The 14,466-nt window shown below is 37.1% G+C and carries 13 protein-coding genes; 5 read left to right on the top strand and 8 right to left on the bottom strand.

Annotated elements, in window-relative coordinates:
- Positions 1–79: 79 nt before the first annotated feature.
- The 4 genes from CH361_RS16470 (at position 80) to CH361_RS16455 (ending at position 3,230) form a co-directional block, all read left to right on the top strand.
- On the top strand, positions 80–1,900 hold the full coding sequence (locus CH361_RS16470; protein WP_125232076.1) for a hypothetical protein: 1,821 nt from the start codon (positions 80–82) through the stop codon (positions 1,898–1,900).
- Positions 1,901–1,952: 52 nt separating this feature from the next.
- Positions 1,953–2,276: an ArsR/SmtB family transcription factor gene (locus CH361_RS16465; RefSeq protein ID WP_100791913.1), complete on the top strand. Its 324-nt coding sequence runs from the start codon at positions 1,953–1,955 to the stop codon at positions 2,274–2,276.
- Positions 2,277–2,282: 6 nt separating this feature from the next.
- A complete protein-coding gene (locus CH361_RS16460; RefSeq protein ID WP_100791912.1) occupies positions 2,283–2,744 on the top strand; it encodes an SRPBCC family protein in 462 nt (153 codons plus the stop codon).
- A gap of 114 nt (positions 2,745–2,858) precedes the next feature.
- Complete coding sequence (locus CH361_RS16455; RefSeq protein WP_100791911.1) at positions 2,859–3,230, top strand: DoxX family protein; 372 nt, start codon at positions 2,859–2,861, stop codon at positions 3,228–3,230.
- Positions 3,231–3,356: 126 nt separating this feature from the next.
- Here CH361_RS16455 and pnuC read toward each other — a convergent pair whose 3' ends face one another.
- The 8 genes from pnuC to queA all read right to left on the bottom strand — a co-directional run bounded on the left by pnuC (position 3,357) and on the right by queA (position 13,097).
- Entirely contained in the window at positions 3,357–4,013 is a 657-nt protein-coding gene (gene pnuC, locus CH361_RS16450; protein WP_100791910.1) for a nicotinamide riboside transporter PnuC, read from the bottom strand.
- A gap of 15 nt (positions 4,014–4,028) precedes the next feature.
- Positions 4,029–6,179, bottom strand: coding sequence for a hypothetical protein (locus CH361_RS16445; RefSeq protein WP_100791909.1), 2,151 nt, complete (start codon positions 6,177–6,179; stop codon positions 4,029–4,031).
- 49 nt (positions 6,180–6,228) lie between these two features.
- Positions 6,229–6,906 (bottom strand): class I SAM-dependent methyltransferase, encoded by a 678-nt coding sequence (locus tag CH361_RS16440; protein WP_100791908.1) that lies wholly within the window; start codon positions 6,904–6,906, stop codon positions 6,229–6,231.
- Entirely contained in the window at positions 6,906–8,057 is a 1,152-nt protein-coding gene (locus CH361_RS16435; protein ID WP_100791907.1) for a hypothetical protein, read from the bottom strand. The genes CH361_RS16440 and CH361_RS16435 overlap by 1 nt, the downstream gene beginning before the upstream one ends.
- 55 nt (positions 8,058–8,112) lie before the next feature.
- A complete protein-coding gene (locus tag CH361_RS16430) occupies positions 8,113–10,368 on the bottom strand; it encodes an aconitate hydratase (protein ID WP_100791906.1) in 2,256 nt (751 codons plus the stop codon).
- Positions 10,369–10,488: 120 nt separating this feature from the next.
- The gene (locus CH361_RS16425; RefSeq protein WP_100791997.1) at positions 10,489–11,025 is read right to left on the bottom strand and encodes a FlgO family outer membrane protein; all 537 of its coding nucleotides are present in this window, start codon (positions 11,023–11,025) and stop codon (positions 10,489–10,491) included.
- Positions 10,985–12,004, bottom strand: coding sequence for a hypothetical protein (locus CH361_RS16420; protein ID WP_100791905.1), 1,020 nt, complete (start codon positions 12,002–12,004; stop codon positions 10,985–10,987). Before CH361_RS16420 ends, CH361_RS16425 begins: the two co-directional genes overlap by 41 nt.
- A 52-nt stretch (positions 12,005–12,056) precedes the next feature.
- Positions 12,057–13,097 carry a tRNA preQ1(34) S-adenosylmethionine ribosyltransferase-isomerase QueA gene (queA, locus tag CH361_RS16415; RefSeq protein ID WP_100791904.1) on the bottom strand — a complete coding sequence of 347 codons (1,041 nt, stop codon included), beginning with the start codon at positions 13,095–13,097 and terminating at the stop codon, positions 12,057–12,059.
- 63 nt (positions 13,098–13,160) lie between these two features.
- Between queA and CH361_RS16410 the strand changes: the two genes are divergently transcribed.
- Positions 13,161–14,453, top strand: coding sequence for a glycosyltransferase family 87 protein (locus tag CH361_RS16410; protein ID WP_100791903.1), 1,293 nt, complete (start codon positions 13,161–13,163; stop codon positions 14,451–14,453).
- Positions 14,454–14,466: the final 13 nt, after the last annotated feature.

Here is a 14,466-nt window from a genome sequence, read left to right as displayed (position 1 = left end):
TTTCATTTATATATTTTATATATTTGGAGTTAGTGCTCAGACTATAGATTCACAAATATACAATAACCAGTTCAAAATCATGATCCGTCATGGTTTCTCTAGAACATGGCTCAAAAAACCATGGACTTTGCAAGATGCCAAGCCTTTTAACTCTGATACACTCAACGGTTTTCAAGTTGAAACCTTATCTAAGACTCTCATTTCAAAATTCTATATCGAAGAAGAAAAAACAGATGATTATACTATTCAAATTCAAATACAGCAGCAATTAATATCAAATTTCTATCAACCAGCTATTCAAATTAATCAAATTGGAGAAGGCTGGGAATTTTTTATATTCAATGAAAAAATTGCAGAGCAAAAGCGATATATACGGAAAAGGTCAACGAATATAATCTTACCTCTAAATAAAGCAATTACATTCGATGAAAAAATGATACTAGTAAACATTCATTTATACGGAGAAAAAACATCCCCCAATCTCGACATAAAATTAGGAGCTACCAATTTTGTCTTTGAGTATTCTAATCAGATTACACGCAACAATGACGCAATGATACCTTTTTCGTCAGGTATTTTTTTTGTTCTTGGGGTATATTTAATTATAATATTTTACCGTATTCGAAAATTCAAAACTGTGCTCTTTTTTGGGATTTTTCAAATTGCGTATTCAATCTTCTTTTTTACTCTAAGTGACTATGCACAAAATGAATTCATCTTCAAGGAAACTATTCCGAAGATCAGAATCATCATTTTGTATCTTTCATTCTTATCCATCATTTACTTTCACGACTATTATCTCATAAATAAACTATCTTGGATTACCAAATTCAATTCTGTTGTTGTATTTTTATCCTGTCTTCTCGTAATAATAGATTATGAAAAATTTCAAAACCTTGATCAAGTATTAGTGGTCTGGGAAACCCCACAATTATTTTTTTATTTTTATCTAATACTAAAAATAATTAAAAGTGATATAATAAAAAAAAAGAGAACCTATCAGAAATTCAACTTGCTGGATAAATTTCGCCTTGTAACACAGAATCGGGCCAGCACTTTATTTATACTTTTGTTAGCTCTAGCATTTTCAATTTATTTAGAAACTATTTTCGAATGGTATTTCAAAATACAAACCCCTATCGTACCGCTCACTTCCATTACTTACTCTATTTTCATGGCGAGTTTTATAATACGAAAATTAGAAAAAGCAAGCGTTCAAAATACTTTCCTCAAGGTAGCATTAATGCATGAAAAATTCAGCTACCAATTGGAAAAAGAAATATTTATTGAAAAAGAACGGCTGAAAACTTTTACAGATATTCATGATGAAACAAGTGCTGATTTGACTTTTTTAAGACTCAGAATAGAATCACTAACAGAAAAAGGAGATATGGATGACTCAAACGCTGAAACCTTAATCAAAGCAATAAAAAGAATTGCCGATGGAATCAGAGAGAAACTAAACTATTTTTACGATACAAAAGCACTTAAAGAAAATCTAATAGACGGATTACACTTACTACTTCTTCGAAAGTATGAGCCCAATGCAAAAACGACGCGAATCAACAAAATTTCATCGGCATATAACAGTCAGAATTTTGTCTTTCAGCACATAGAAACACTCAGCAAAATAATTAGGGAAATTGCAAACAATGATATTAAATATGGCATTGGAGTTTCTCATTGGAACTTGATTAGACAACCAGACAAAATCCAAATAGAAATTATTTCTCAAACCCGTTATCGAAATAATGAAATGCATATAGGCTTTGGGGAGGAAAATATCAGAACTGCCCTATTTGAAATTAATTTAAAGTTGGAAAACAAAAGTAGTGATGACCTTTTTCACTGGGTTTTGACAATCCCACACCAGAATTATCAGAGTTTAAATCCTCAATAAAAATTGTGTTGCCAAATGACTACATATCTTTTATTAGTCAAATGGCTACACAATGGATTTACGAAGAGATGTATTTCAGGCAATTGCAGATCCCACAAGGCGGGCCATCCTCCTCCTTGTGGCTACCCAGTCGATGACAGCAGGAGCCATTGCCTCGAAGTTTGACACCAAAAGGCCGACCGTTTCCAAACACTTACAGATCCTCACCGAATGTGAACTCTTAAAAAAAGAACCTAATGGTCGTGAAATTTATTACCACCTAAACCCAAACAAAATGAAAGAAATTGCAAACTTCATTGAACCCTTTCAAAAACTTTGGGATGATCGGTTTAATAAACTCGAAGCTGTAATGAAAACTTATAAGGCCAAAGGATAAAGACTTATGGAATTAAAAACAAAAATCCATGCCGAAGACGGGAAACAAGAGTTAACCATTGAGCGAGAATTTGACTTACCAGTTTCTTTAGTTTTCAAAGCACACACAGAACCAGAACTTATCGAACAGTGGATGGGAAATAAAGTTTTGAAATTGGAACCGAAAAATCATGGCAGTTGGATCTTTGAGACGAGAAATCCAGAAGGTATCGTTCTATTTCGTGCCAACGGAGTGTTTCTGAATATCATTGAAAATGAAAAATTCACAAGAACCTTTGAAATGGAGAACACCGGATTTGCGGTCCAACTTGAGTTCTTTGAATTTCAAAAGATATCAGAAAACCAATCAAAACTTAAAATGCATATCATTTATAAGTCGACAGAACAAAGAGATCAGATTTTAAAGATGCCTTTTCGTCAAGGGATCAATATGGCCCACAACAAACTCGAAGAAGTGTTACAGAACTAGGTTTGATTCAAATGTGACAATCTTATTATATTAACAAAGGCCAAAACTAATGTTAACAGTTTGCCTATCACAAATCAGGAAATAGGAATTATATTTTAATTTAGGAGAAATACAATGTCAGAAAAAACGAAGAAAATAGTTTATTGGTTTTTTACCCTTTGGTTGTCACTTGGGATGGTATCCACTGCAATTGTGCAACTGATGAAACTTCCTGAAGAAGTAGAAAAGATCAACCAATTGGGTTATCCTACTTATTTTCTTACCCTTCTTGGAATTTGGAAGTTACTCGGTGTAGTGGCGGTCCTCATACCTAAATTTGTATTATTAAAAGAATGGGCTTATGCTGGATTTTTCTTTGCAATGTCTGGAGCTGCCATTTCGCATATCGCTTGCGGTCATCCATTCGGCGAAATTTTTCCATCCGTTCTGCTATTGGCACTCACTGTAATTTCTTGGCACTTACGCCCGGCGAATAGAAGAGTTTAGACAAAAAAGTCGTTATCACCATTCATTTCCGAAAGGAAATCCTTTGTCCAATTTTGGTAAAAATGAAGTTGGACAAAGGAAAAATTAAATGGTCTTTGTATCTCTGAATCTAAAATCAAATTTCAATTATATATTTGAATGATTTTGTTTGTATTCCTTATACCAGTGATAACACCCGTAAAAGGCAATGAGGAGAAATACAATATATTCTAAAGTTACAAAAGGGATTTCTTTTAAGGAATAGATGGCAATACAAACTACATCGACAAACACCCACAAAAACCAGGATTCTAACTTTCTTTGAGCTAACAAAAAATTGGCGATGATACTTGCCACAGTGGTAAAGGCATCCCAGTATAAAAACACTGGTGGTTTCTCAAAAATTTTAGGTATCCAAAGAGGCAACCGACTGGTGATCTCACCAAGAACGTAGGTTCCCAAAATGATAGAAACTAGAAGTAAAATATTTTTAGTTTTTCCTAGTGACTGGATTTTTATATAAGCACCGGTTCTTTTTCTCCAAACCGACCAACCATAGATACTGGATCCAAAAAAATATATTTGTAACAACATATCCGAATACAATTGGATTTGAAAAAATAAAAAGAAAAAACAGATAGAGTTGAAAATCCCAAGAGGCCAAGTGAGGATATGATTTCTGGAAGCTAAATACACACAAACAAGCCCAGAACTGGTTCCAAGAAATTCGATTAGACTGAGAGGATAACCAAAGACAGAGAAAAGCGGAAACTCAATAGAAAAATAGAAAAAAATATCTGTCATCTGCAAAGGTTATTTTTAGTAACCATTTTCTTCAAATCCAAATAATCTAATTTGGCTTAACGTTCCTTCGGTTTTTGGAATATCGCTGCAATAAAATGGACCAATCGAGTTTGATTTTCGTAAGAGGCCGTGGCCTTGATAAGCACCAAGGTTTGGACTAAAAATGCAGTCTTCCAATGACTCACACAAACCATTTTCATTCCCTTTGGCATCTCCGATGATTTCCCTTGCATTCCTAAGATGGTATATCCCACAAACATTGGATCCAAGATAGTGGGAACCTCTAACTAAATTTTGGCAGTTTTCTTCCGAGTTAGCAGTTCCCCCCACTATATGTAAAAGTGGACGAGCCGGATCTGGACAAGCATGAGTATTTTTAAAATGAGTATCAGATGATTTTAATGACCAATCAAAAATACGACAATTGTTAGAACATAATCCCCTAGTGGAATCTGAAAAAACATTGGGTGGATCGTAATTTGTAAAAGAACGATAGACATTTTGAAACTTCAGATAACTTCCTAACTTTAAATAAGTAGGGACAAGGCCAAAATTATCATTGGGATTAACTTTATCATCTTCGAAGATAAACCCGACAAAACTATTATCATAAGGAGTAAAATCAAAAAAATTATAATCTGATTTTCCCGCCGGGTATCCAGTAGTTGTGAAACCAACATTTGTTCCACTGGAAATACTGCAGGTCTGTCCGCTAGAGAAATGCAAATTCCCTGTTAAGTAATGATTGTTAACTGAGGTAGTCTCCATTGCAAAATTCGAAACTCTAAAAATTCCGGTGTTCTCCATAACCAAACCAAAATCAGAACTAGACGAACTATTAAATCGAATCCCGGAATCCAAATTAAGAAAAATCTGATTAGAAGCCGTAAGGCCAGATAACTTTGCAGGTGAAGTTTCGTACGCAACGAAACCAGCAATAGTAGAGCTATTTGCCACTATCATATCTTTAAAAACAATGCCTCCGACATTAGAAGTGGTAGCATTGACAATTAACCCTTCATCTGTGGAAGAATATAGAACAGCGTCAACAAAACTATGATTCAAAACATGGCTATTGGTTCCCCCGGACTGAATCAGGATAACTCCACCATCTACATCACCAAACATCAAAGAAGAGAAAGTATTGTTCTGCAATGAAATCCCACCTGTCATTCCAGTAGAGTCTAAACTGACTGGATTCCCACTATTTTGGACTGAAACCTTGATGGATTGATACAATCCTTGTGAACCTTGAACTCCTAAAATGGTCCCACCAACCGCTGCAATCAAATTGGATACCCACATAAAGTGATTGGCCTCCGTGGTTGAAACAAGCGGGCTCAGCACTGAAGCAGATGCGAACTCACCTTCTAAAAACTGAAAATCCCCGCCAAACCTGAAGAAAGGTGCCGAATTTGCTAAGCTTAAACTTGTATTCGACTTATATAAGATGCCAGTGCGCGCTGAGGGAATATCTGCAGAACCTAAAGAAGCCGAAGATTGGTCTAACAAATAAAGAGTTCCTGGACTATTCAATGTTCCACCGGCAACAGGATAAGAGAGAATCGGATTTGTCCAAGTAGATGAAAAATTTGTTTTCCCTACAACTTGGTTGGTATGAAAGACAGAAACAGACAATGGACTAAATTTGTAACTTCCACTTTCTGAAACCACTAGATCACCAAGATATTTCCCAGATTTAATAGAGGTGGCGACAAAGACTAATCCTCCTCCAGTTTTTTCAAAACAAGTAAACTGCAAAGTACCAGTATTATCTTCTGCAAAATACCCATCACAAGAACTGGAGTTAAAAATTCCTCCAGATGCTTCTACCGACAACATAAGACCTGCGGGCAAACAAGCACTATATCCACCTAACTCAGATCCTGTGCAACTGGTGTTGGAAGCAGTAATAGCCGATGTCCCATCATTTTTTATATAATCTAATAACTGGGTGCGGCCTTCATAGAGAGGTTTCACAGGAGAAAGTTGCAAATCCACATTGATTCCGCAATGGGGAGATCTTAAGTTTGAAGCGATTTTAAAAAGTAATGTATCTAAAAAAACATTAGATTGTGTATCACAAACATTCCCAAATTTATTTGGAGCACACTGAATCACACCGAATAAAAAACAAAAGGCTGTTACTCGGATGAACCACCACATTCACCAAAAAAACAACGATTGGAAATAAATTGCAAAACCTTTTTGACTACTAAATTCTAAAGAAATCTTCCTTAAACCCCTTCTCCCCCAACCATTTACTTTGTAAAAGGTTGTACCCTACAATTTCAAAATCACGGGAGATCCACTTTTTGTATTTTTTTTTGGATCTGGAAAATGCATAAGGATCATGAAATGCCATTTCTTCTTTCATTACCGCATAGTCTTCGTTTGTTGGGACAGTGAAGTATAAATAATTACAATACTTTGCCATTTTCTCCAAAACACCAGGAATCATAGAATCTGGGAGGTATTGGATCACAGAGTTACAAATACCCAACTCTACAGGTTCTTTTTCTAATTTGGGTAACTTAAAAGTTTCTAAAGATTCATTATAAATATGGAATTTATCAGAACGTTTGACCCAATCTTTTTTCTTTAGGTCTTCATAGGCTTCTTTGGACGCATCGACGGCATAGACTTTTACAGGAGAAAAAGTTTTTACCATCTCACGAAGTAAAATGGCTTTTCCAAATCCGAAGTCAGCAATTTTATACACCGGGATCTCCATCAATTGAAAGAGTGCTTTTAAATATTCGGCATGTTGTTTTGCATTATAAGATCCATCTACGTCTAAGCCGTTGCCGTAAATATCGGTCCAATACACATCATCGAACTTCTTGCCGTTTTTACCAAAACCAAAGTTCTTTTTGTTTAGGAAACCTTTCACTAAAATTGAACCCCTAAACTTTGTAATTCTTTAATCATTTCTTTGATGTATTTTGGTTCTTTAGTTAGTTGTTCAACTTCTTTTTCATAAGCTAAAGTCACCATGACATTATCCTTTTTCACTCGAGTTAAATAAGCCGTCAGAGTTTCTTTGGTGATCTTTTTTTCTGGGAAATCTGCCATTAGAGGATGAGAAAAGAATCTTTGTCGGATCGAATCTTCTAATTCTCTAATTTTTGATTTGATGATTCCCACAAATCGTTTGATCGAAGTGTCATGAAAAGATACATCAGTTTGTTGGTTTGGCAACAATTCATCAACTTGCATTTTGATTTCTAAAATTTCCGCGATATTCATATTGTCTCTCGCACCAGAAAGTTTTGTCATCAGTTTTGATTTACGTTCTCGTAAAATTGAGTCCTGTTCTTTGTCTGGATGGATGAGTTTGGCTAAATTTTTAAATAAGGTATTGATATCCGTACTTAAAAGACGTTCCGATTCTAGGATCTTTTTTTCTTTTTCCATTTGTGCTTTGGATTTTTTGCTACTAGACTTGGACCGAGAACCTTTAAAGTAATCAGATCTATATTCTTCATATTTTTCTCGGAACTCTCTATACTTTTCTTCGTGCGAAGATCTTTCTTCCTCAGAATCAAACTGAGTGCGGTTCAAATCGTCTAAATCAATTTCGAATCCAAACTTTTGTTTGATTTTGGATTCCATTTGGATTTTAGACCTAAGTCGATCCATCCGTTCCAATTTGGTTTCCAACTGATCTCGAAACTGACTATAAAAACTTGGATCTTCCAAAATTGAATCCGTACATATATCTAAAAGGTAACGGCGAAGGAATTCTCTTTGCATTTTACCAAAGGAAAGTTTTTCTTCAAGAAGGATCGAACACATAACTTCAAAACGTTTGCGTTCCAATTTTTTTTGTTTTTCTATTTCAGGTAGAACCTCTTTCAAATAGGTTTCGTTTACCATTTGGAACAAAGGTTCGATTTCTTTGGAATGATCTAATACTTCTTTATGTTTACGAAGCGCATCATTAAACTCTTTTTGGGCTTTGGTCTGGTTAGAACTGACTCCTGTCCAAACTAAAGTTTCCTCTGCATTTACAGTAGTGAGTTTAGATTTTTGTTTAGGCATAGGGAGAAGATCCGCCAGAGGGAAGAATCCATCTGACGGACTTTGGTTATTTAAATTATGCTCTCATTAAGTTGAGGGCAGCACCAGCTTTAAACCATTCGATTTGTTGTGCATTATAAGTATGGTTTACTTGGATTTCATCCTTTTTGCCATCCTTATGGTTAAGTGCAAGTGTGAGAGGTTTCCCTTCTGCAAAACTAGTTAGACCAATGATATCAATCACATCATCTTCTTGGATTTTTTCATAGTCATCTTTGTTTGCAAAAGTAAGAGCTAACATCCCTTGTTTTTTCAAGTTGGTCTCATGAATACGAGCAAAAGACTTCACAAGGACTGCTCTGACACCCAAATGTCTTGGCTCCATAGCAGCATGTTCTCTGGAAGAACCTTCTCCGTAGTTCTCATCTCCCACCACAATGGATCCAATCCCTTGTGCTTTGTATGCTCTTTGGGTTTGTGGAACCGGTTCGTAGTTTCCAGTCAGTTGATTTTTTACTTCATTGATTTTTCCATTGAAGTTGTTTGTAGCACCAATGAGTAAGTTGTTGGAAATATTATCCAAGTGACCACGGAACTTAAGCCAAGGACCTGCCATAGAAATATGATCTGTTGTACATTTTCCTTTGGCTTTGAGAAGAAGTTTGAGACCTTTCAAATCTGTTCCTTCCCAGGCTTTAAACGGAGCTAAGAGTTGGAGTCTTGTGGATGCCGGATCGACAATCACTTGAACACCAGATCCATCTGCCGCAGGAGCGATAAAACCCGCATCCTCTACCGCAAAACCTTTGCTAGGTAATTCTTCGCCTGTAGGAGGATCCAATTTTACTTGTTCCCCTTTTTCATTGGTTAGGGTATCTGTCAGTGGATTGAATCCCAAATCTCCCGCGATGGCAAGAGCTGTTGTGATTTCTGGAGAAGCCACAAACGCATAGGTGTTTGGGTTTCCATCTTGTCTTGCTTGGAAGTTACGGTTAAATGAGTGAACAATTGTGTTCTTTTCTTTTTTGTCCGCACCCACACGAGACCACATTCCAATACAAGGACCACAAGCATTCGAAAATACTTTTGCACCAATGGTATGGAAGGAATCGATAAATCCATCTCTTTGGATGGTGTAACGAACCAGTTCTGAACCAGGAGTGATGGTAAACTCAGCCTTAGTCTTTAGTCCTTTGGCAGCCACTTGTTTGGCAAGAGAAGCTGCTCTGGAAATGTCTTCATAGGAAGAGTTAGTGCAAGATCCGATTAGACCCACTTCTACTTTGAGTGGCCAACCATTCTTTGCTGCTTCTTCTTTCATTTTAGAAATGGGAGTGGCAAGGTCTGGAGTGAAAGGACCATTCACATAAGGTTCTAAAGTGTTGAGGTCAATTTCGATCACTTGGTCGAAAAATTTTGATGGATCTGCATACACTTCTGGATCTGCTGTGAGATGAGCCTTGTATTTATTTGCAAGGTCGGCCACATCACTTCTGTTAGTGGACCTTAAATATCTTTCCATTGATTCATCATAACCGAAAGTAGAAGTGGTCGCACCAATCTCTGCTCCCATGTTACAAATTGTACCTTTTCCAGTACAAGAAAGAGCTTCCGCACCTGGACCGAAGTATTCTACGATGGCACCAGTTCCCCCTTTCACAGTTAAGATCCCTGCTACTTTTAAAATTACGTCTTTAGCGGAAGTCCAACCATTTAGTTTTCCTGTGAGTTTGACTCCAATAGCTTTGGGCCATTTGAGTTCCCAAGGAAGGCCAGCCATCACATCACAAGCATCAGCACCGCCCACACCAATCGCAACCATTCCCAAACCACCAGCGTTCACGGTATGAGAATCGGTTCCAATCATCATCCCACCAGGGAAGGCGTAGTTTTCTAAAACCACTTGGTGAATGATACCAGCACCTGGTTTCCAAAAACCAATTCCATATTTATTAGAAACGGAGGATAAAAAATCATAAACTTCTTTGTTTTCTTTAACAGCAATCCCAAGATCCACACCGGATTCGTCTTTTGCCGTGATTAAGTGGTCACAGTGAACGGTGGATGGAACCGCTACTTTTTTACGACCAGCTTGCATAAATTGGAGAAGCGCCATCTGCGCTGTTGCATCTTGCATTGCCACTCGGTCGGGAGCAAAGTCTACATAGTCTGCACCTCGACCAAAACTTTTGGAAGGATTTCCATCCCAAAGGTGATTGTATAAAATCTTCTCTGTGAGTGTGAGGGGTCGACCCACTACCTTCCTGGCTTGTGCGATGGCCGCTTCCATTTTGGAATAACGTGCCGCAATCATTTCTATATCAAATGCCATCTGAACCTCTTATACCTATCAGACCGCAGGAAAAAAGGGAATCAATCGAAAATTAAACTACTAGTATTAAAATCAGTAAAATTGGGTCCTTTGTAAGTCTTTAGTGAGAACGAGTATCTTTTAACCGTCAATTCGGACATAAACTTCATCTGCTTTGAGGATCAATCCAGACTTGATTTCGATGAGCCGAGTGTTGACAAAAACTCCATCTTGGTATGGTGTTACAATTCCTGTGATGATGACATCTAATTTCAGAACATCGCCTATTTTCCGCAAGGTGGCGGTGTCAGTCGTAGTGTCGAGTCCAAGACCTGCTTCTTTTAAAACTTTTTGGTTGGCCAGCCGGTCTAATATTTGAAACCGATCTTTTTTTACAAGTTCAGTGGTCAGTTTTTCCGCAAGGATTTCACCATAAGGACTTTTTTTGCCTTCATGGTCTAAAAACGTCAGAACCACAAGCCTTTGAGGTTTGAAATAAAAACCACTTTCAGAAAGAGAGATTGCCAATTGTTCTAAAGGTGGAACCGGAGTTTTTTTGGGCTGAACCACCACCTCCCTCTCTTCTCCCACGTAACAAGCGCTAACGCTAAATAAAAAAACAAATAAAATGAAGATTCTAAAAGGCAAGTTCCATTCCGAGTGAGGTAACTTGTTCATAAAACGATTTTCCATTAAAGCCATTCCCATACATAAATCCACCGGGAACCCCTATTAGCATACCGTCTTTATAAAATTGATTCTGGAAATTCAAAAAAAAAGTAGTTTTTAAGCGACCAGGTGGTTTGCCCCGAAAGGAGGCAGAAAATGTTTCTGGGGATCGGCCGTTTTGGTCTTTCACCTGCAACAAGGGATCGTTAAAAACATTAAAAATTTGGTTCCCCACATAAAGTGAATAGTTCTTTGAGGGACCAAGAAAGAGAACCAAACCAAGAGAAGCAATGTCCTGAGCAGGAACAAAACCGGTTTGTCCCCCATTGGCAGCGCTGGGCTTTGTATTTACGTAATTGTATTTTACGTTTACTTGAACCTTATCACTGCCAAAAAAAAAAGAAAACTTACCTCCATCGGCGCCATAAGCCACAGCAGGGTTTTCTGTTTTTACATTATAAACAGAAGTTTGCACTTTGAGAAATTTTGTTGGAGAAAAACTGTCTTGGTATTCGTAAAGCTGTTTAGGATCAACTAACAAACGTCTATTTGTGTCCATTTGGCGAAAAATCAAAGTTGCCGAAGGATGGACAGGAGCATTTAGAATTGGTTGCGATAAGGAGGGTTCTCCTGTAAGTTTAGCATCCCAAATAAAACTAGATTGAGGAGAACGATCAAAATCAAACCTAGATCCAAAACTATTGGAAGGATTCCATTTTGCAGAATTTGATTTTTCTGTTTTGGAACTACCAAATATTCCCAATGAAAGAGACTTTAGAGTATTTGTATATTCTGAAGTTTTAGAATCATTCTCTCTTAGCTTTAATTTAATTGGATTTGGATACACATACTCTTCACCTAACTCAAGCGCGTTAGACGGCTCCAATTCTCTCACGGCGGGTTCTTTCACAGGAGCAAAATAAACCACCCCAAGTAAACCTAAACCTGAGAATAAAGAAATAAAAACCGAAGATTTCGGGGAATACATAAAGAAACTGTAGAAACATATTTCCTAAATTCAAAAGAATGTAAATCTATTTTTAAAATAGGAACATTGAGTCTCCATAAGAATAAAAACGAAACCCGTTCTCCAATGCATACTGATAAGAACTCATCACCAGTCGAGTGTTGGCAAAGGCACTCACGAGAAGGAGAAGGCTAGACTTAGGAAGATGAAAGTTAGTGATTAAGCCTTGTGCTGATTCAATCCTGTCACCTGGCGACAAAAAGATGTCAGTTTGACCCACTCCCTCCTTATATGTCTTCAATTGAGAATCAAACACAGATTCTAAAACCCGAAGACTGGTAGTTCCAACAGCAATAATCCTTCTGCCTTCTGTTCTCGCTTCGTTTAACTTTGTTGCGGTGGAACCGGGAACTAAGTAGTTCTCCTTATGTAGCGTTTTTGTCTGCCATTGTTCGGCGGTGAGAGGACGAAATGTCCCATAACCAATTTGGAGCTCCACTGGAAAAAATTCAGCACCCTTCTTTCGTATTTCTTCCTTTAAGGTTTCCGTAAAATGAAGTCCTGCAGTAGGAGCTGCTACGGATCCCGAACGGTTGGCAAAAATCGTTTGGTATCTCGTTTTATCTTCCTCGGTAACATTTCGTTTTAAATAAGGTGGGATGGGGATGTTTCCAAAAATTTCAAAATCAGAATCAGAAATAGACCTATTAGAAGATAAAATAGAAAGTTCCTCACGAGCTCCTTGGTAAGAGAATTCAAATTCTGGATATCCTACTGGGAACAACTTACCATCTAACTTCAATTTGGCCCTATTTTTTAGGATACATAACCAAGTTTTGCCTAGTTTATCTTCTGGTTCTAAAAAAATGGATTCATGAATGCGGCCTGATTCTACCTGCAAGTACACACGCCTGTACGAAACTTTTGTTTCGTTATAAACAAATACATCACCAGGTTTGATTAGCGCGGTAATGTCCCGAAAAAGAGGAGCTTCCCAAAATTTTGACTGGATTCTATCCACCAAAAGGAGCCGCGACTGGTCCCGACTCTCTAAAGGAAACTTGGCAATCTGTTCCTCGGGTAGGTGAAAATCGTATTCCTGTAAAAAATCCATCTTTGTATAGCCTTGGGAAAACCTTGTCAATTAACCAGAAATATTGGGAATGGTAGGAGAACTATGTGGAAATTTTTAGAAAATTTAGAGAAATCAGGGAAATGGATCTTAACAGCACTCATTTTGATTCTTTTGGCCCTTTCGATCTCTAGATCCAAACAAAAATCAGATTTTTTGGATTATTATCACGCGGCAGAGCGCTGGGAAACAGGAGATAATCTTTACCGGTTCGATGTGGCCCTTGAACTCCAAACAAAAATCAAAACAGTAGAAGACCTTTTCCTACCAGAAAACCTTCACTTACTCACGGCCCTACAAAACGAAACCGCAACGTATATCTACCCTCCATTATTTTCTTTTTTACTCATTCCTTTCACTTACCTTTCTGAAAACAACGCAGCATTAATCTTTGAGTTATTTAGCCTTATCTCCTTAATTGTGATTCTTTATTTGATTTTCCAAAACAAAGAAATCACTAGTGTTAGATCTCGGTTTCCATACTTAATTCTAATAGGAAGTTTATTATTCAATTTCCGTTTTTTAGAAAGCCATATCCAAAACAACCAAGTGGGATTACTTCTGATCTTACTTGTATTGATTTCACTCACAGTCAGATCTCATTTTCTAGGTGGGCTTCTTCTGGCACTGGCAGTAAGCATCAAAATCACACCCTTGGTATTTTTATTTGTTTTTGTTTATGAGAAACAATACAAACGAATCTTTTGGTTTCTTATCTGGATGATACTGTGGAATTCCCTACCCCTTCTTTACAACGGGAACTATACCATTCAAATGACTAACGAATGGCTTACAGAAATTTTAGGAAAAGCATTTAGTAACCCACTTCTTAGGTCTTGGAAAAATAACCAATCATTGAGTTCTACCTTAGCAAAGTATTTTGTCTCTGGTGCTGATATGATCAACCAACCCAACTATGGAATGCCGTTCATCAATCTTTCTCTCACTAGTTTGAAGATCTTCCAACTTTTCTTTATGATTTTATTTGGAATTCCTTTGTTACTCCTTTGGAAAAAGGAAAATAAAAAATGGGAGATTATATCCTTACTTTTTTTAGTTTCCGCTCTCTTTAGTGGGATTAGTTGGATCCATAGTTTTATTATTTGTTTGATTCCTGTTTATTTTATCCTAAATCGTATCGTGGATTTGGAGAATCATAGCAAGGAACTATATATTTTATTTTTTCTATTAAGTTTACCACTTCTCGCCCATAGAACCTTTGTCGGATCAAAAGTCGAATCCGCACTTTCTATGTTTTCTATTCTATTTTATACAACGAGTCTGTTATATTTCTATATTGTAAGGTATGCATTACGTGAAACAGAAAATCGGAATTGATGCACGACCACTC

Source organism: Leptospira brenneri (genome assembly GCF_002812125.1).
GTDB classification, from domain to species: Bacteria; Spirochaetota; Leptospiria; order Leptospirales; family Leptospiraceae; genus Leptospira_A; species Leptospira_A brenneri.
Note: the sequence above shows the minus strand (reverse complement) of the source record. Positions and strands in the feature narration are given on the sequence as shown.